This window comes from Turicibacter sp. TJ11 (assembly GCF_021497505.1).
Taxonomy (GTDB): Bacteria; Bacillota_I; Bacilli_A; order MOL361; family Turicibacteraceae; genus Turicibacter.
The window spans coordinates 117,134-136,481 of sequence record NZ_CP069349.1; the positions used below are offsets into that span (position 1 = coordinate 117,134).

Here is a 19,348-nt window from a genome sequence, read left to right on the forward strand (position 1 = left end):
CAGCAATATTACTAAGCGATGTTTTGGTTGATCGATTAGTATGATATAACGACTATATTTTTCCTTAATTACTTCTCATGAGCAATCTTAAAGGGTTCCTACTAGTGATTAAATATACATTGTTCTTGAAGATGAGTCAAGTATTTTTGAAAAAAAGAGTGAAAAATGTCACTTTTTGTACGTTGAGAATTAGAATGAAATCAGTTCTGTGATTAAAGTTTACAAGGAGTACAAGTAATAAGTTATTACAATTACAATGATTTATGAAGTATAACAATGAAAATTAATGAGTTTAATGAGAATCAAAAAAGAGGTCTAATTAAAGACCTCTTTTATTAATTAATAGATAGTTTTTCAGATTCAGTGTAGTAGATTGATTCGTCTAAGCATCCTTCTGATTTAGCAACGACTACGGCTGTTGCGGCATCACCCACTACATTAAGTGAGGTAGTCACCATTTCGATTGGGCGATTAATCGCTAAAATTAAGGAATACGTTAGAATTGTCATTTCATTCGAGTAACCCATTGCTGTTAAAATAGTAAATAAGATGACCGTTCCTGAACCAGGAGCGGCAGGAGTTCCGACGGATGAAATTAAGGCCAACACTGAAATCATAAGAATACTTCCTAATGTTACTTCATACCCTGCACTTGAAGCAATGAAGATAGTGGCAATGATCTGATAAATAGCTGTACCATTCATATTAATCGTCATACCTAAAGGTAGGATAAATGACGTTAATTCATCTGATACCCCAAGTTCTTTTGTCACCGTTTGTTGATTTAACGGTAAGGTAGATGCCGATGAATTCATTGAGAAAGCAAATAAAGCAACCTTTCCCATCTTTTTAATGAAATAAATAGGATTTAAACGAGTAAATAAAAAGATATAAATAGAATAACCAAAGATTAAAAATGGGAGGCTTACTAAAAAGACAGTCCCCATATAGGCTAAAGCAGGTTTTAAATGCTCAATACCATAAATAGCAAAGGTACGTGTAATAAGCACAAAAACAGCTAATGGACCAAACTTAGTAATTAAAAAAGTTAAAAAGACAGTGACCATTTGATTAACTTCTTCTAATAACCTTTTAAAAACTTTAATTTGATCTCCTAAATGATTAAAGCATAGTCCCGTCACAACGGCTAAAAAGACAACTGCTAAAACATTCCCATTACTTGATAAAACAGAAGTAATATTATTTGGAACAGCGTTTAAGATGATCAGTAGGGGGTTAGTTCCAGTACTTCCAGATTGAGTTGTCACATCACCAATAGCTGTTGATGTGAACCAACCAAGATGATTAGCTATTAATCCAACTAAACCAGCGCAAATCAAAGCAGCAATTGAAGTAAATAAAAATCCTAAAACGGTTTTATAGGCAATACGTCCTAGTTTTTTTGTATCAGAAATTCGGCACATCGCTAATGCAATCGAAGTAAAAACCATTGGAATAATAATCAGTTGCATCGCATTCAAAAAGAGTTGACCAATGATATAAAATAAACCGAACGCATCACTTCCTGCTTCTGTACTAATATCTTCAAATAACAGTTGATAAATCATATTCCAAATGCCTTCTTGGTTAGATAAAAGTAGCTTTTCTCTTAAAAACAAAAATCCAATACCAGCAATTAATCCCATGACTAAGGCAGCTGTCATTTTGATGGCTAAATGATGAGTTTTTTTAGTATGATTCTTTGCTCTCATGTTCTTTCTCCTCGTGTTAATCGGTATTTCTACCATTAAATAATCTTATTTTTCTACTTTCTAAATACTCTATATGTCCTTGACTTTAAGATCGGAATAGAAGTTTGTGAAAAAAAATGTATTTAGATAGTTAATTACTATACCCTTACATCTTGAAGATGTCAATAGTGAAATTATGGGTGATAAAACAGTTGATTCACTTACTTGATTTAAAATGAATTTAGACTTTCTATATATAAGAAAATCGAGGATCGATTTTTTGTGAAAAAATGATTAATCTATAGATGATTTCTATTAATAAACACGAAAATGTCTACTAGATTAATTAAATAATCGGTTTTATAATGAAATTATTAACAAAGTCAATTTGAGGAGTGAAGGAAATGGAACCACGTATTACAGGTCATACAGAATTAATTGGGTTAATTGCAACACCTATTCGACATAGTAGTTCACCTAAAATGCACAATGCGGCATTTGCTAAATTAGGATTAGATTATGCTTATTTAGCGTTTGAAGTAGGTAATGAGCAATTAGAAGATACAATTAAAGGATTCCGTGCAATGAACGTACGCGGATGCAACGTTTCAATGCCAAACAAAACAGTTGTTCACAAATATTTAGATAAATTATCACCAGCAGCAGAACTTTGCGGTGCGGTTAATACCATTGTAAATGATAATGGTGTTTTAACAGGACACATTACAGATGGTGTTGGATTCATGACATCTGTTGCAGATGCAGGATTTGATCCAATCGGTAAAAAAGTAACAATCGTTGGTTGCGGTGGTGCTGGAACAGCGATTCAAATTCAAGCAGCATTAGATGGAGTAGCAGAGTTAGCTATTTTTAATATTCAAGATGCTTGTTTTGAACGTGCTAAACAAACAGTTAAAGATATCAATGAAAAAACGAACTGTAAAGCAACATTATACGATTTAGCTGATACAGAAGAATTACGTAAACAAATGGCAGATAGCTACATGTTCATTAATGCAACAGGTGTAGGTATGAAACCATTAGAAGGTCAAACATACATTAAAGATGCTTCAATGTTACGTCCTGAATTAATCGTTTGTGATGTTGTTTACAGCCCAGCTAAAACAGCTTTATTAGAATTAGCAGAAAGCGTTGGTTGTCCGACATTAAACGGATTAGGAATGATGTTATTCCAAGGAGCAGCTGCTTTCAAATTATGGACAGGACAAGAGATGCCAATCGATCACATCAAAGAAGTTTTAAATTTAAAATAAGAGGAGACGAATACGATGAAAATCTTAGTATTAAATGGTCCAAACTTAAACATGGTTGGAATTCGTGAAAAAGGAATTTACGGAAGCCGAAACTATGCTGATATCGTAGAATATATTAAAGAAGAAGGAACAAAACGCGGGCATGAAATTGAAGTTCTTCAAAGTAACTATGAAGGACAAATTATTGAGTGGTTCCAAAAAGCATACTTTGAAAACTATGATGGAGTGATCATTAATCCAGGAGCACACACTCATTACAGCTATGCGATCCATGATGCAATTAAGGCTGCTGCAGGAGTTCCAACAGTTGAAGTTCATATTTCAAATGTTCATGCACGTGAAGAGTTCCGTCATAAATCAGTAACAGCTCCAGCATGTATTGGACAATTATGTGGATTTGGTGAATTTGGATATATTTTAGCTATTCAAGCATTAGAAGACTATAAAGCAAAACAAAATGCTTAATTAAATTAACCTCTCATTCGTTAATTAATATTCATCTCATAAAGACTTAGTAACTTTTATTACTAAGTCTTTTTTTGATCCTTTAGTAAGCGCTTTAAATATAATTTTGAATGAAAGACATATAATGTAGTAAGTCACTGAATTACTTTTTGAAAAGGAAGTGAACGAAATGAAAAAGAGAGGGGTTATCATCATCTTAATAGGTCTATTTATTGGATATTTAATATCATCTTTGTTTAGCGTAAACGATACAAATCTTGATCATATGGATGAATCAGCTCATCGTCAGCCATGGAGTTTAATCTATTAACTGGGGGAATGCACTATGCAAGAAATGAAGAGTGTCGAATTAAGGCAGTACATTAAAAATAGTTTTATTAGAAGTGGGTTAAGTTATTTTGGGTATGGCCTTGTTTTAAGTTTTATTACTGTTTGTCTTGGATATGGAACTTTTTTAAGTCATTCCAAACATATGATGCTTCGTTCTATTTATTATGGTAGGATTGAAGAATATTTATTAATCTTGGGAATCGGTATTTTAGTGATGATCAATATTTCTATTTTTTCAAGTGCAATTAAATCATTTCATCAGTTTAAGCAATTTCTGTTAGCCAATGATGTGAAGTTAGTCACCTCTCATCCAACGACATCAAATCTCTCAATTGAAGTAGCTCTTCAGTATTTAAATGATGAGGAACTTGTCTATGAAAATCGTCATTTAATTATGACAAGTCAATATGTTATTGTTCTTGAGGGAGAGGCTTGTATTCAACCTAGACAGTTACTAAAAGCGGCGTATATCAACTTTCATGATTTTAAGCAAATGGAATCGATGCATTTAAACTATTTAAAAACAGTAACACTTGTCTTTGAAAATGGTGAAGTGAAAAAAGTGAACTGTCATTATATTGAAGAAGCAAAAGATTTATTAAATGCACTAAGTCAACAAGGGGTTAGTGTTTATCATGGAATTGACTCTTACAGAAGAATCAGTGAATAATAAAAAAGCTTTATCGCAAGATAATGCTTTTTTTATTGGGGAAAAGGTGCTACTTAGTTTATAATAGAGTCAAGAGGTGGTAAAGTTGTATCAATTAACAGGGCGTATTAGATTTAGTGAAATTGGAGAGGATGGCCATTTAACACTTCATCATTTAATTAATTATTTTCAAGACTGTAGTACTTTTCATCTAGAAGATATTGGGCTTGGTGCTGACTATTTCATGAGTCACGACTTGGCTTTTTATATGTTATCATGGCAAATTGAAATTAATCGCATGCCTGTATTAGGTGAAGAAATTAAAGTAGGAACATTAATTTATGGATGTAAAGGAATGTTTGGTTATCGAAACTACGTTTTATTTGATAAGGATGATCGCGTGCTTGCTTACGCTAACTTATGTGGATGCTTTTTTAATCCTAAGACTGAAAGTTTTGTGAGACTAACAGAAGAAGAGTTAGAAAAATATCCAATTGAACCCAAATGGGAGATGGAGTATTTACCAAGAAAAATTAAAGTACCAACTGATCAAACTTACTTAGAATCCATTCAAATTCATCAATATCAAATCGATACAAACGGACATGTGAATAATAGTCAGTATGTTGCGATAGCAATGGAATACTTACCAAAAGGAGTCACAATCAAGCAAGTCCGAGTCGATTATAAAAAAGCTGTTCAATTTGGTGAGAGGTTAATTCCGGCTACTTCACAAGATGATGAATACTATTATGTGACATTGTATCGCCAAGATCTTAATCCATCTGTCATTGTCGCTTTTAAAATTTAACGAAAGGACCCATAAAAGAGGGTTCCTTTTTTGTTATAATGTGTCATTTTTTTATTCTTTCGTTCATAAACTGTAATATTAGTCACTCAAAGTTGAGAGGTTGTCAGTTAAAGAAATGAATTGGGGTAGGGAGATGAGATGATGGCGATAGTTGAGGATGAATGGATGACAGACGATGGAGCTATCTCATTAATTAAAGCAGCAAATGAGATGCTTGATTATTGTGAACTATGCGAAAGTAAGGGAAATGAATTCATAAAAATAGCGAATTGTATCTTAAGTCGGCAAGAATATTATGATTTTTTAGATTTATATAAACGTTTTGATAATAATTACGGTATTTTAGAAAGCTTGATTTCACAACTAACTCATCCAGCAACTATCTTACAAGCCGTTTCGGTCTCTGCAATTATTAAAGAAATTCAGCGAAATATTGACGAGTTAGTTCAGATCATGGAATTATCAAATGATCGAATGGAGAGTGAACAAATCGATATTCATATGGCGCACCTCATTGAGCAGTTAAGTGATGTTATAGACTTTGATGCTATTAATTATGATGATTTGTCCGAGGCGATGACGCATACCTTTATGATTTTAAGTGTATTAGATATTTTTGATGACGCTTATCAGCAAGCATACTACCCAATGAATGTTTTACATATTAAATCATTTGATACGAAACTAGAGGCATATACTTATGCATTAGAACATGGAATTAGTAAAGATTTTATTTTAAATCGTTTAGTCCATTCGTTATAGCGTTTTTAATCATGATGTTTTTATGAACAGATAAAAGGATTGAAAAGATCACTTTTCAATCCTTTTAGTGTTTAAAGGAATCCATTACTTTAGAAGCATCAAGATAACCTAGTTCGTAAATATTTTTAAGTTTATTAATATTTTTTTCGAATCGACCAATTTCTAATGGAGAAGTGGGGGCGATCACCGTTGCTTTTTGTTGTTGCTCGAGTTCTTTAATGAATTTAAGTGTGTCATTATATGTCACGTGTCGATTATCGAGTGCTTTAATTAAATTTGGATATTTTTTTAATACGTTAGAATAGATTAATCGAAAGCTTTCTGGTTTTTTGATATAACTTCGATCACGAGTTAAGACGATAATGACATGATCACATCCATCTGCTAGTGCCTGTTTCACCGGAATAGAATCGGTCGCACCGCCATCTAAATATAATCCGTTTTGATATTCAATAATAGGGGAGAAGACTGGAATAGATGAAGAGGCTTTTAAAATTGTGCTGTCGTGATCAAGATGTGTTTTATCAAAGTAAACAGGACGGCCTGTTAAAACATCGGTTACTCCTAATTTATACTCAATGGGAGAGTTTAAAAAAGTTTCATAATCGAATACATCGAGCTCATGGGGAATGACATCAAAGATAAAATCTAAACCGAATAAAGATTTCGTTTTAATAAAGTTAGATAAACTGAGATAGCGTTTATCGCTAATGTAATTGGTATTAACTCGATAGCTTCGTCCTTTTTGGTTAGATAAATAGGAGATTCCGTTACAAGCACCCGCTGAAACTCCAATTACATAGTTAACAGAAATTTGATGATCGAGAAAGTAGTCTAAGACGCCACTTGTATATAGGCCTCGCATACCGCCACCTTCTAAAACTAAACCGATTTTCATATGAATGCTCCTTTTAAGTAAGATGAATAGATAAGAACAGATTATTTTTATATTACAAAAATGTTTAACTAAATAATAGTTTGCCTTTTATTGTCTATTACAATTCGTATGGCAGACTACACAATCCCTTGATGTGTTAGGATGAATGTCAATTTTACTTGTATTGATACATAGTAGTATTTTTAGGAAGGAATTTTATCAAATTGAGAGTGGTTTTGTCGAAGAAATCAGATTTATAGATTCTTCACTTTGTCTTGTTCTTCAAACATATGTTAAAATGAAGAGGAGTTAAAGAAAAAGGAGGTTTTAAACATGCCTCGATTTAAGAAGGTATATATTGAAATCACAAATCGCTGTAACTTAAAGTGTGACTTTTGTCCAAGTGCAACACTTGGGCGTCAGGGACGAGTTATGACAGAATCAGATTTCATTCATATATTAAATGAAGTTAAACCGTATACTAAATATTTGTATTTTCACCTACTAGGGGAACCTTTTTTAAACCCAAGACTAGGACGCTTCTTACAATTAAGTCATGAAGCGGGAATGCAAGTGAATTTAACAACAAATGGAACTTTAATTGATAAAGTAGAAGATGTGTTAATGAACGCACCTGCCTTAAGACAAATTAACTTCTCCATTCATTCGTTTGAAGCTAATCAAAATAACGAAACATTAGAAGATTATTTATTAAAAATCGCTAATTTTATTGAACGTATTCAGGCCGTTAAACCCGTGTACTGTAATCTTCGTTTATGGAATATGAGTACAGAGGAACTAGAAGCCAAAAATTCATTAAATCAACAAATTTTACGTTTGATTGAGCAAGCCTTTGATTTAGATGTTTGCTTAAGTGAAACCTTGCAACAGACTCATAATGTTAAAATTAAAGATCGAGTCTTTCTTAATATGGCAGAAAAATTTGAATGGCCAACGCTCGATCGAGAAATCATTAGTGAAAAGATGTTTTGTTATGGATTAAGGGATCACATCGGTATTCAAGCAGATGGAACAGTTGTTCCTTGTTGTTTAGATAGTGAGGGAAAAATCCCGCTTGGAAATATTTACAACACCCCACTTCAACAGATTTTAGACAGTGAACGTGCCCAAAATATTTATGAAGGCTTTTCACGTCGCTGTGCGGTTGAAGAACTTTGTAAACGTTGTGGTTACGCTAAAAGATATTAAAGGAGTGCTAAGATAAGATGATTAGACCAATTATAAAAGATGTTTTATTTTTAGCTGAAAAATCGGAACCAGCGACACCAGCAGATTTAGGCGTGGTTGAAGATTTAATGGATACGTTAAGAGCTAATCTTGATGGTTGCGTAGGAATGGCTGCAAATATGATCGGCATCAAAAAGCGTATCATCGTATTTGCGATTGGTGAGATGATTGTTCCAATGATTAACCCAGTCATCTTAAAACAAGAAAAAAGTTATGTGACTGAGGAAAGCTGTTTATCGTTAACTGGTGTTAGACAAACGACTCGTTATGAAACCATTGTTGTAGAGTACTTAAATAAAGAGTTTAAGAAACAGACAGGAACATTTACTGGTTTTGTGGCACAAATTATTCAACATGAGATTGATCACTGTAATGGAATTATTATCTAAGGTGAACGTCATCTGTTTTTCATAGCATAAAGATGTTTTGTTAAATAAGAGGAGTTCTTCGTATGAAATTTTTTATTGTGCTAATTTACCTTAATTCAAAAAAATTGAATTCTGCCATTATTATGGACAAAAAAACTTATCTGAAAACTGACAGATAAGTTTTTTTATATTTCATAAAGACTTTGGGAAATGATTGAAACTTGAAATCTCAAATAGAAGAGATGTTCCCTTAATAGCAGAAAAAATAAGTTTGATTTTTGAAAGTAAGGATTAAATTAATAAACATCTCACATATCATTCATATAGAGCGATGAAAACATACATTTAAGATTGTGTAAATGAATAGATGAAAATCAGTCGCTACTTCTTTTTATGATGATGTTTCCTATCCACCTTTATTATTAATGGTGGTGAGAGAAGATAAGTGAGGTGATTGAATGAAAAAAGTGATTGCCATTTCAAGTAGTGGAAGAAAAAAGAATACTTATAAGCTCATTGAGTCAACGCGACAGTTACTAAAAGATGCTGAAATTGAGCTAGAAATTGTTCATTTAGCAGATTTAAATATTAGAGATTGTCGCGGATGTGATGCCTGTATTTTAACGGACAAGTGTCCCGTAAAAGATGAGGTCACAGACGTCTTAAATCGAATGCAGGAAGCAGATGGATTAATTTTAACTTCACCCGTTTATATGGCAGGTGTTAGCGGACAGCTTAAGCGATTCATTGATCGAACTTGTCGCTGGTATCATCGCCCAGCTTTAGTAGGAAAGCCTATATTGCTCATGACAACTACCGCAGGGGGATACGCCAAAGATGTTTTAACTTATCTCAATAAAGTTTCTACTTTTTGGGGATGTCGAAGCTGTGGTGAAATTTTTAGAACGGTGCGAAGTTGGGATGTTGGGGTGACTGAAAAAGAGCTTGAAGCTTTTATTCAAGCAATTCATCAACAAAGACCTTGGAAACCTGATATGAATCAGGTGATTACTTTTCAAGTTCAAAAAGCATTAGCTTTTTATGCCCTTCCTCGTGATCAATCTTATTGGAAAGAACACCGCTGGCTGGATGCTGTATACTATGAAGGAAGTCAAGTTGCCTGGTATCAAAAGTTAGTTGGTCAGTCATTTTTTAAGCTATTAAGTCGTGGAATGAAGAATCAAAAAAAGACCTCAAAAGATTAAGGCCTTAACGATGATGACTAATTCCTGAAATTAAGAAACCAATGGTTGTAGAAACAAGATGACCGAGCTGTGTAATTCCATCATTATTTGTTACATGATTCGTTAGATTAGCAACAAACAAGGTAATTAAACAGGTAATACAAACAAAGGTTGCGAATACGATACGAATATAAGCTCCTCTTAAGTAAGGTGGCTCTTTTTGTAAGAGAAATTCAGTCTTAGGTATTGGTAGTGTTTCGTTTTCCTCAGTTTCTGTCGATTTATCTATTTGAGAATTAGTTTGATCTTTAGTAGGGTGTGGAATATTCATTCCAATAATATATCCTAAAATACTAGAAAGACTGGTGCTAAAAGTAGCTGTAATAGAGGCTCGATGTGTCATTGGTTCAAAAAAGATGGTAAAGATTAATTCGACTAATAGTAGCACACTGATTATTAAGCCTGATTTAGAAAATAAGTCTAATTCGCACCATTCATGTTTCAGTTGGTTCATGAGAGTAGGTTTATTTTTGCATCGTTTCATATAGATATCATCCTAGCTTGAAAGTTCTCTTTAATATCATATGAGATAAAGAATAAAAAGGAAGGTCGTGTATCTAGTTGCCTGATATATGATAAAATAAATGATGATTTATTTTAGTATTTAAGTTATCGATTGACTAAGATAAGATTACATGAGGGCATGCACTGCTGTCGTTCTATTAATAAAATCATCATTTGTATCTCATGATGTTAAAGAGATAAAAAGTCAATATTTAAGATTTAGAAAAGAGGATCAATCATGCAAGAAACGATGAACAAAATTTTAAAATTTCGAGATGAACGTGGCTGGAAGCCATATCATACACCTGAAAACTTAGCAAAATCTATTTCCATTGAAGCGGCAGAATTACTAGAATGTTTTCAATGGAATCAAGAAACTGATTTTACTCATGTGAATGAAGAATTAGCCGATGTTTTAATTTATTGCCTACAAATGGTGGATATATTAGGAGTGAATGCTAAACAAATTATTTTTGAAAAGTTAGAAAAGAATGCTTTAAAGTATCCAATTGAAAAATAAAAACCATTTAATCATGGTTTTTATTATGGTTGAAAGGCGTAAACCATAACAGTATAGGTTTCATATAAGAAGTAAAGAACGGTACTAATTAAAAGGGCATGATTAATGAAGCGTTCACCTTTCGCACCTGTTTTAAAGTTAGCTAATTTAATTTTTGTTTTACAAGGGTAAAAGAGACATACGCCTTGATGAGTAAATAAGTCTAGTACAATGTGAGAGGTATGACCGACCATTAAGCCACAGACTAAAATAATATAAAACTCTTGTCCAACGTTTAATAAGGGAGCGAAGGACATTAAGATAAAGAAAAAGGCAATAGATAAAAGACTATGCGTAATCGTTCGATGTTTGAAGTGAGATGCAATAAATTTGGATGGAAAAGGAAAAAGTTTTCCAATTTGAGAACTTCGCATATCAATGTCAGGTAATAGTGATCCGATTGTTGTCGCAACACAATAAAGCGTAATAATAAAAAGTTTAGAGAAAGTGTTCGCGTTAGAATATAACGGTGCAATAAAAAGTTGATGAGTAATAAGGCCACAAAGCAGGCCTCCGCGTTGATGAGTAGCGGCAGTCATTGATAAGTCCTCCTAATCATTCATAGATGTCGAAAAATGTCTTATATTCCAATATTATACCCTAAAGTTTCGAATATTTGTTTGGATTAACTTAGTAAAATTATGGAAAAGGAGTGAGTGAAATGAAGTTAAGTGAAGCCTTTGAATGTTTGAATGAAGCTCAACGACAAGTTGTAGAAAGCTTATCTCAATCTCTTTTAGTGATGGCTCCAGCGGGAACAGGGAAAACGAACGTAATTGCTTTACGAATTGCTCGATTTATTGAACAGGGAATCAAACCTCATCAAATTTTATGTTTAACTTTTACAAATAAAGCTTGTCATGAATTAAAAGATCGAATCATAAAAATAGTCGGGCCTCAAGGAAAAGAAGTTTGTGTAAAAACGTTTCATAGTCTTTGTTATCAAATGATTAAAGAAGAAGTCAAAGAACTGGATAAGTTATCTAATGATTTTATGATTATTGATGAAGAAGATGCGAGATTTGTGATTAAGCAGTTAATTGGGGATCAAGGGGTTTCAGTAGAAAAAGCATATGAATATGTTCAAGCCTTAAAAATTTATCAAATTGATAAAAGGGAATTAGATGAGTCATTACTTAACTCATTTCATGAATCAAAATTTGCCTTACGTTTTTATCAATCAGTAAAAAATCAAAGAAATGGAAGTGATACACTGAACTATTTATGTGAGCATGGATGGTGGTTGTATCGCCAATATCAACGTCACTTGCAAGAACAAAAGCTTTTAGATTTTAATGATTTATTGTTATATGCAAGTGAGTGCTTAACTCATCCTGCTCGTTTGGCGAGATGGCAATTGAAGTTTGAGATTGTCGTTGTAGATGAAGTACAAGATACTAGCTTAATAGAGTATCAACTCATTCAAAAAATAGCATCAAATTCAAACTTCAGCGCTTTTGGGGATTTTAATCAGACGATTTATGAATGGAGAGATTCTGATCCTGTTTTAATTCGCTCAAAAATCATAGAAGATTTTAATCCACTTTGTTTGGAATTATCGCTTAATTATCGTTCGACGAAACAACTTGTTCAAATGAGCGCAAATTACTTAGAAAATGGAAAACGCGCTGGATTAATTAATCCGATTCTTTCACCTAAATGTATTGAGTCCGCAAGTGAGATATTAGGAAAACGTCCTGTATTTTTTGAAGCTGGCACTAAACAAGAAGAAATGGATTTTATTGCGGATCATTTAAAACATTATCGAAAAGAAGAGCTTAACCGGACGGTTATTTTAACAAGAACGAATCGTCAAAATACTGAAATTGCGAATTTCTTAAATGCTGAGGGGATTTCATGTTATTTAATTGATCAATTGTCTTTATTTAAAAGAAAAAGTTTAAAGGATCTATTAGCCATTGTTCGATTTTTTTTGAATCCATTAGATTCCGTCTCATTACAACGTTTTTTACCGCTATTATTTGAATCAATTGATTTAAAAACAATGAGTAGTTCGCCCTATTTAAAACGATATCATTCTTATGACATGCGACTAAATGATCTATTTTTAAAGCAGTCCTATGAGTATGAAGAACCTTATGGTTTATTAAAACAACAACTGGAATCTGGTCGAGTGATCATTTTTGATGTGGAGTCAACGGGGCTTGATGTCACAACGGATGAAGTCATTCAAATCGCAGCCATTGAATTAAAAGAAGGAGAGTTTGTTCAATCATTTGAACGTTTTATCAAACCTTCAAAATCGGTTGGTGAATCTGCTTCAGTTCATGGATTTACTGATGAATTTTTACAACTCAATGGTCAAGAAGCAGAAGATGTTTTTAAAGAATTTTTAGCATTTAGTAAGGGAACCATTTTAGTCGGACATAATGTTTTATATGATTTAAAAATTGTTCGATCACATATGCATCGTATTGGCTTACATTTTGATGAAGAAATTAGATTTTATGATACATTAGATATTGTTCGACGTTTATATCCCGATCTTCAAAATCATAAGTTAGATACAGTGAGTGCGTTTATCGGTGTCAGTCACGAACCGACACATAATGCAATGGATGATATCTTAGCGACTAAAGATGTACTGCTAAAAAGTATTCCGCGTTTGATGATGTATCATGAACAACGAAAAAATGTCATCTCTTATTATGAGAAAACGTTAATTCCAATGATTAAACAGTTAGATCAAATTAAACAGTGGATGAATGAGAAAAAACCATCAGAGTTTTTATTAACCTTAATTGAACAGTTTCAGATCATAGAAAAACAACCATGGTGTGAGGATGAAGTTGAAATGATCAAGCTTCATGAAGCCATTTCTTATTTAAAACAAATGGAACAGCAACAACTGACAGAATATCCTCAAATGTTAATGTGGGAGTTATGGACTAGATTATTTGATCATTTATCTTTATCAAGTAGTGAATTTGATAAAGTGATGAGAGATAAAAATCAGTTAGCTGTCATTACTGTTCATCAATCAAAAGGGTTGGAGTTTGATCATGTCATTATCCCATTTTTAAACCGAAACTCGTTTCCTCTTGAATTTATCGGAAGTAATCCAGCAGAAGAATGTCGTTTATTTTATGTTGCAATGACACGAGCTAAGGAAACGTTATTATTAACAAGACACATCAAAGAATCGACTAACGCTAGAAAAGAAAGGGAAAAAAGTCCTTTTATCGACTTTTTATACACATCAATCAACAATTAAACGAATAATTTTATTTCCAAGGAAATTGGAGTTCCGACTTTTTTACTTAAATAAAGAGTTGTTTCATCATCATTTATGAAATAGACAGCTATCGTTTTCATGTAATGGCTGGATTTCAATAGGGGATTAGTGTATGATAAAGTGAGTAGAAGTTTACCTTTAAGAGTAGGACGATAAGGAAGATGACGCATGAATGATAATTTTCAAACTTTTTACTGGAGTAAATTAGATAATGTTGCAAAGCTATACGCACTCGTATCCAGTTCAAAGGCAACAAATGTATTTCGAATTTCAGTCAAAATGACTGATGAGATCCAAGCCGAATTTTTATCTCAAGCAGTAAAGGCAGCACTTGTAGAAATGCCAACGTTCAGTGTGCGTTTAAGAAGTGGATTCTTCTGGTATTATTTCGATATGAACTTACAAAAGCCAAGAATTCGAAAAGAATATACCTATCCTTGTTCTAAAATGACAAAGTTTACAAATAATAATTACCTATTTAATATGACTTACTATCAAAACATGATTCACTTGGAAGTTTTTCACGCACTTGCAGATGGAAGTGGAGCAGTACAATTTTTAAAAGTTATTTTATATCATTATCTTAAACGTCTGCATCCAGAAACAATGATAGAATCTTTACTTGAAAAAACAAATGATGCTTCTTTATCCGCTATGGAGGAAGACAGTTTTTTAAAGGTGAAATGTGAGTTGGCATCAAAAGTTATACCGCAGACAACGACAGCATATAAAATAACAGGCATAAAAAAAAGACCTCAAGAATTAAAAGTTATTCACGGCATCATGTCAGCCAAATCCGTGGTTGCGATTGTGAAGCAATATGAAGTAACCGTTTCAAGTTTTTTATGTGCTGTCTTAATTTATGCAATTTATGAACAAAACTATAAGTTTAATCAAGATTTGCATCCGATTACAGTCACCGTGCCCATTGATTTAAGAGGACGATTTGGATCGCATACATTAAGAAACTTTTTTTCAAATGTCAATGTGACAATCACTCCTCGTGTTAATTTAACTTTTGAGGATCTTTTACAAGAGGTTTCAAATCAATTAGCTGAAGGACAACAGCCGGAGGTGATTGAGCGTAAAATAAATGACAATGTCAGCGCTCAGCAAAATATGTTCATTCGTTTTGTCCCGCTAGCGATTAAAAATAAAGTGATGCGTCACATTTATCATGAGGCAGATAAAGGAGTGACAACGACGTTGTCAAATTTCGGACGTATTGTCTTACCTGAATTGATGAGTTTATATGTGAAAGACATGCGTGTCATGATTCCAGTGACACCTCATCAACCTATTCGATGTGGGGTTATTTCTTGCAATGATCAGTTCGTCTTAACATTTACATCTTCTTTAGAGGAAACTGATATTCAAAGATATTTTTTCCGCTTCTTAAAAAAATACGGGATTGATATTACAATCTCATGTAATGAGGAATTTAACCATGAAATATTGTTCTAAATGCGAAATGAACGTCCAAAATAAATTAAATCATTGTCCGCTTTGTGGACAGTTATTGGATTTGATTGAAATTGAAATTGACCGTGATTATCCTGAACGTTTTGCTAAAAAGCGTCGCTTTTCATTGAAAAAGTTTATTATCTTTTTAGCTATTGTTGTTATTTCTTTTTCATTTGTCAGTGGATTTTTTCAAGAGTTTCAATGGACTTGGGTTTTTATTATTACAGCTGCTACGATTTACGCAACCATTAGTGCCATTTTAGGATCGAGAGTGAAACGAAATATTGGTCCTAATCTGTTAATGCACGTTTTAGGAGGATCTGTTTTAGCCATCGTGGTTGATTATTTGTTAGGCTATAGTGGGTGGTCTTTAGCATTTATTCTTCCTGTCGCTTTGGTGATTGGAACAACCGCTATCACGCTCATGATTTTATTTGATACGAAGCGATTTACGGATTTAGTAATCTATCAATTAATCTTTGGAGTCATTGGTATCGTTTTATTAGTGTTTATTTATTTTCATATCATTGAATTTCGAACAGTTGCTCTTATTGGAAGTTACTATACTATTATTACCTGTGTTGGTTTATTCTTCTTTGCCGATCGTCAAATGATTCATGAATTAAAAAAGAAATTTCATTACTAATTAAGTATTTACTTTATAAAAGAGATTTTGTTAAAGAAGACATAACAAAATCCTGCACGAATATAATGAAGTAAATCAATTAAAGAACTTGAAATAGGGGGAAGTCTATGAATTCATTTTTTGAGGAATTAGGGAAAAAAGTAACTCAGACCAGCCAAGAAGCGATGAAAAAAACAAAAGATCTTGCGGAAATTGCTAAAATCAATGCTCAGATGACTGATGAGGAAAAAAAATTAAAGAAGTTATATATGAAGCTCGGGCAATTATATTATGAAATGTATAAAGAAGAACCTGATTCGGTATTTGTAGATATATGTCAAGGAATTGGTGGATGTTTACAAACGATTAATCGCTATGAAACGATGGTAGAAGAATTAAAGGGAATTAAGCGATGTCAAAAATGTAAAACAGAGATCCTAGTTGAGTCAACGTATTGTCCGACATGTGGTCAAAGATTAGATGATGAGCGAGAAACAATCGTCTCTACAATTTGTCCTAATTGTGGAATGGAAAATGGAGGATTTGCTACTAGTTGTATTAAATGTGGAGGACTATTATAAGAAAGCTGCTGAATGATTTCATTCAACAGCTTTTTTATTTGTTAGAAATGAAACGATTTTTCACCAGGTTACAGTCAGAAAATCAAATATGAATCATAGATTCAAAGTTTATCGTAAAAAACGGGTGATATCTCGTTAAGTCATGAATATGAAAAGTAAACCGATATAAACTACTAGAGATGAAATAGAAATGAGGTGGAGTTTTGGAAGGTTATTATTTAATGCCTCATCCTCCAATTATTGTTCCAAATATCGGTAAGGGCGAGGAACTGAGATTATATGAAACAAGTTTGACTTTTCATGAGGTGGCGCAAGAAATTGCTAGTATTAAGCCTGAGACCATTATTATGATTACCCCTCACGGTCCGATGTTTTCAGATGTCATTTCAGTGTCTAGTGGTGAAGCAATTAGTGGAGATTTTCGACGTTTTCAATGTTATGATCTAAGTGTTCAAGCACTTTTAGATAGTGAATTTAATCAACTATTAGTTCAGTTAGCACAAGAACAGCGATTACCAGTCTTAGAGGTGAATCGTGAAGTATTAAAAGCCTACGGCCGTCCATTTGAACTAGATCACGGGGCCTTAGTTCCATTATATTTTATTAATAAGTACTACACTGATTATAAGTTAGTTCACATCACCTATGCACCTTTAGATGATAGTGAACTATATCGATTTGGTATTTTACTTGATCAAGTAGCTAAACAACTGAACCGGCAATTTGTTGTCATTGCAAGTGGTGATTTATCTCATAAATTAAGCGAAAGTGGACCGTACGCGTATTCACCTTATGGTGAGGAGTTCGATCGTCAGTTTTTGCAAAAACTTTCATCTGATCAACCGTTAGAGATTTTTAATATGGATACAGAACTCATTAAAGAAGCGGCAGAATGTGGTCTACGTTCGACTAAAATTCTTTTAGGTACTTTAGATGGAAAGGAAATTCGAGGAGAAGTTCTGTCTTATCAAAGTCCATTTGGTGTCGGATATGGAATCATTAGATTTCATGTCAAAGGAAATGGGACAAAAGCATTAAAATATATAGGAAGAAGTGAGAAGCCTATGAAAAAAGTGTTATCTCATCAGACAAATCCGTATGTTGAGTTAGCGAGAAGATGTTTAGAAGATTACTTTACACAAACGAAAACGATGATTGCTAAAGAAGAGTTACCAGAAATTATGGTCGCACATCGGCATGGCGTTTTTGTTTCCTTAAAAAAAGATGGACAACTTAGAGGATGTATTGGGACTATTTTTCCAACGACTGATTGCGTAGCATCGGAAATTATCCGAAATGCGATTGCTGCGGCAACAGAAGATCCTCGCTTTTTACCAGTTGATTATGAAGAACTAAAATCTCTTGACATTTCAGTTGATCTTTTACTTTCTCCAACTAAAGCCGTGATAGAAGAACTTGACCCTAAACGTTACGGGATTATCGTGAGTAAAGGATTGAAAAAAGGCGTCTTATTACCTAACTTAGAAGGAATTTATACAGTTCAAGATCAAGTAGCCATTGCTTGTCAAAAAGCAGGAATAAATCCCGATGGTGAGTTTGAGATTCAAAAATTTGAAGTCATTCGTTACACAGAAGGTGATTAGAGATGAATTATCCTGTTTCTTTTTTTAAGCGAAAGGGTGATCAAATCCAGTGTCTTGTTTGTCCTCATCAATGTCTGATTTCAGAAGGCAAAACAGGGATTTGTCGAGTTCGTACCGTCTTAGATCATGAGCTAATCGCTATTAACTATGCCGAAGTGACGTCAGCTGCGGTAGATCCTATTGAGAAAAAACCACTTTATCATTTTAAACCGGGAAAAAATATCGTTTCATTAGGAAGCTTTGGATGTAATATGACATGTGATTTTTGTCAAAATCACAAAATTTCACAACAACGCGCTAAAAGTGAGGTTCTATCGATTGAACAATTGAAAGCAATCATTGATAGGGTTGAGAATAATGCAGGAGTTGCTTATACGTATAATGAGCCCATGATGTGGTATGAGTACGTTTATGAAACAGCCAAGACGTTAAAGCATCTAAATCAGGAAACGAGTGTAGTCGTCGTGACAAATGGCTATATTAATCAGGAACCGTTATTTAAACTGTTACCTTATGTAGATGCGATGAATATCGATTTAAAAGCATATTCGAATTCATACTATAAAAAAATTTGCGGAGCAAAATTAGATTCTGTTTTAGAAACGATTAAGTTAGCAAATGAACACGTTCATATAGAAGTGACGACCTTACTCGTGACAGATGCGTTTGATGCATTAAAGGAAGTAGAGGAAATTTCAAAGTTTTTAGCAACGGTTAATAAAGATATTCCACTTCATTTAAGTCGCTATTTCCCTCGGTACAAAATGAAAAATGAAGAAACCAATATTGAAGTCATGAAGCAGGCAGCTCAAATGGCTAGAAATTATTTGAATTATGTTTATATCGGAAATGTAGCGGAGATCGATACGCATACTTATTGCCCAACTTGTCATGAGCGCTTAGTTGAAAGACAAAGTGGTAGAGTGAATTGTTTAATTCGTGAACCCATCTGTCCACGCTGTCAATCTGACATCTCAATCATCCTTTAATTAAATGAAGCATCTTGTTTGACTTATCTTATCAGTGGATGTAAAAT

General features: G+C 33.3%; 20 protein-coding genes. 16 read left to right on the top strand and 4 right to left on the bottom strand.

All coding sequences use genetic code 11. The annotated features are described in order from the left end of the window. Positions 1 to 335 precede the first annotated feature (335 nt). Positions 336 to 1,712 carry a dicarboxylate/amino acid:cation symporter gene (locus JRC48_RS00565; RefSeq protein WP_235069937.1) on the bottom strand — a complete coding sequence of 459 codons (1,377 nt, stop codon included), beginning with the start codon at positions 1,710 to 1,712 and terminating at the stop codon, positions 336 to 338. 383 nt (positions 1,713 to 2,095) lie between these two features. On the opposite strand from JRC48_RS00565, the gene JRC48_RS00570 reads away from it, so the two are divergent. The 6 genes from JRC48_RS00570 to JRC48_RS00595 all read left to right on the top strand — a co-directional run bounded on the left by JRC48_RS00570 (position 2,096) and on the right by JRC48_RS00595 (position 5,982). Continuing rightward, positions 2,096 to 2,965: a shikimate dehydrogenase gene (locus JRC48_RS00570; protein WP_235069938.1), complete on the top strand. Its 870-nt coding sequence runs from the start codon at positions 2,096 to 2,098 to the stop codon at positions 2,963 to 2,965. Positions 2,966 to 2,980: 15 nt separating this feature from the next. Further along, on the top strand, positions 2,981 to 3,430 hold the full coding sequence (gene aroQ, locus JRC48_RS00575; protein ID WP_235069939.1) for a type II 3-dehydroquinate dehydratase: 450 nt from the start codon (positions 2,981 to 2,983) through the stop codon (positions 3,428 to 3,430). Positions 3,431 to 3,599: 169 nt separating this feature from the next. Then, complete coding sequence (locus JRC48_RS00580) at positions 3,600 to 3,740, top strand: hypothetical protein (RefSeq protein WP_235069940.1); 141 nt, start codon at positions 3,600 to 3,602, stop codon at positions 3,738 to 3,740. A gap of 15 nt (positions 3,741 to 3,755) precedes the next feature. Next, positions 3,756 to 4,430 (top strand): hypothetical protein, encoded by a 675-nt coding sequence (locus JRC48_RS00585; protein ID WP_235069941.1) that lies wholly within the window; start codon positions 3,756 to 3,758, stop codon positions 4,428 to 4,430. Positions 4,431 to 4,515: 85 nt separating this feature from the next. Next, positions 4,516 to 5,220 carry an acyl-[acyl-carrier-protein] thioesterase gene (locus JRC48_RS00590; protein WP_235069942.1) on the top strand — a complete coding sequence of 235 codons (705 nt, stop codon included), beginning with the start codon at positions 4,516 to 4,518 and terminating at the stop codon, positions 5,218 to 5,220. 141 nt (positions 5,221 to 5,361) lie between these two features. Further along, a complete protein-coding gene (locus JRC48_RS00595) occupies positions 5,362 to 5,982 on the top strand; it encodes a hypothetical protein (RefSeq protein WP_235069943.1) in 621 nt (206 codons plus the stop codon). Positions 5,983 to 6,046: 64 nt separating this feature from the next. Here JRC48_RS00595 and JRC48_RS00600 read toward each other — a convergent pair whose 3' ends face one another. After that, complete coding sequence (locus JRC48_RS00600) at positions 6,047 to 6,880, bottom strand: patatin family protein (protein WP_235069944.1); 834 nt, start codon at positions 6,878 to 6,880, stop codon at positions 6,047 to 6,049. Between the two features lie 312 nt (positions 6,881 to 7,192). Here JRC48_RS00600 and JRC48_RS00605 point away from each other — a divergent pair, with 312 nt between their 5' ends. The 3 genes from JRC48_RS00605 to JRC48_RS00615 all read left to right on the top strand — a co-directional run bounded on the left by JRC48_RS00605 (position 7,193) and on the right by JRC48_RS00615 (position 9,680). After that, the gene (locus tag JRC48_RS00605; RefSeq protein WP_235069945.1) at positions 7,193 to 8,068 is read left to right on the top strand and encodes a radical SAM/SPASM domain-containing protein; all 876 of its coding nucleotides are present in this window, start codon (positions 7,193 to 7,195) and stop codon (positions 8,066 to 8,068) included. Between the two features lie 17 nt (positions 8,069 to 8,085). Beyond that, the gene (locus JRC48_RS00610) at positions 8,086 to 8,496 is read left to right on the top strand and encodes a peptide deformylase (RefSeq protein WP_235069946.1); all 411 of its coding nucleotides are present in this window, start codon (positions 8,086 to 8,088) and stop codon (positions 8,494 to 8,496) included. Between the two features lie 437 nt (positions 8,497 to 8,933). Further along, entirely contained in the window at positions 8,934 to 9,680 is a 747-nt protein-coding gene (locus tag JRC48_RS00615) for a flavodoxin family protein (RefSeq protein WP_235069947.1), read from the top strand. A gap of 4 nt (positions 9,681 to 9,684) precedes the next feature. On the opposite strand, the gene JRC48_RS00620 is transcribed toward JRC48_RS00615, so the two are convergent. After that, positions 9,685 to 10,203: a hypothetical protein gene (locus JRC48_RS00620; RefSeq protein WP_235069948.1), complete on the bottom strand. Its 519-nt coding sequence runs from the start codon at positions 10,201 to 10,203 to the stop codon at positions 9,685 to 9,687. A 258-nt stretch (positions 10,204 to 10,461) separates the two neighbouring features. On the opposite strand from JRC48_RS00620, the gene JRC48_RS00625 reads away from it, so the two are divergent. Further along, entirely contained in the window at positions 10,462 to 10,743 is a 282-nt protein-coding gene (locus tag JRC48_RS00625) for a nucleotide pyrophosphohydrolase (protein ID WP_235069949.1), read from the top strand. Positions 10,744 to 10,766: 23 nt separating this feature from the next. Here JRC48_RS00625 and JRC48_RS00630 read toward each other — a convergent pair whose 3' ends face one another. Continuing rightward, positions 10,767 to 11,321: a metal-dependent hydrolase gene (locus JRC48_RS00630; protein ID WP_235069950.1), complete on the bottom strand. Its 555-nt coding sequence runs from the start codon at positions 11,319 to 11,321 to the stop codon at positions 10,767 to 10,769. A 122-nt stretch (positions 11,322 to 11,443) separates the two neighbouring features. Here JRC48_RS00630 and JRC48_RS00635 point away from each other — a divergent pair, with 122 nt between their 5' ends. The 6 genes from JRC48_RS00635 to amrS all read left to right on the top strand — a co-directional run bounded on the left by JRC48_RS00635 (position 11,444) and on the right by amrS (position 19,301). Further along, complete coding sequence (locus tag JRC48_RS00635; RefSeq protein ID WP_235069951.1) at positions 11,444 to 14,017, top strand: ATP-dependent helicase; 2,574 nt, start codon at positions 11,444 to 11,446, stop codon at positions 14,015 to 14,017. A gap of 189 nt (positions 14,018 to 14,206) precedes the next feature. Continuing rightward, on the top strand, positions 14,207 to 15,502 hold the full coding sequence (locus JRC48_RS00640) for a hypothetical protein (protein ID WP_235069952.1): 1,296 nt from the start codon (positions 14,207 to 14,209) through the stop codon (positions 15,500 to 15,502). After that, positions 15,486 to 16,148, top strand: coding sequence for a DUF6320 domain-containing protein (locus tag JRC48_RS00645; protein ID WP_235069953.1), 663 nt, complete (start codon positions 15,486 to 15,488; stop codon positions 16,146 to 16,148). Before JRC48_RS00640 ends, JRC48_RS00645 begins: the two co-directional genes overlap by 17 nt. 107 nt (positions 16,149 to 16,255) lie before the next feature. Then, positions 16,256 to 16,708, top strand: coding sequence for a zinc ribbon domain-containing protein (locus JRC48_RS00650; RefSeq protein ID WP_235069954.1), 453 nt, complete (start codon positions 16,256 to 16,258; stop codon positions 16,706 to 16,708). A 203-nt stretch (positions 16,709 to 16,911) separates the two neighbouring features. Next, entirely contained in the window at positions 16,912 to 18,312 is a 1,401-nt protein-coding gene (gene amrA / locus JRC48_RS00655) for an AmmeMemoRadiSam system protein A (protein WP_235069955.1), read from the top strand. 2 nt (positions 18,313 to 18,314) lie between these two features. After that, a complete protein-coding gene (gene amrS / locus JRC48_RS00660) occupies positions 18,315 to 19,301 on the top strand; it encodes an AmmeMemoRadiSam system radical SAM enzyme (protein WP_235069956.1) in 987 nt (328 codons plus the stop codon). Positions 19,302 to 19,348: the final 47 nt, after the last annotated feature.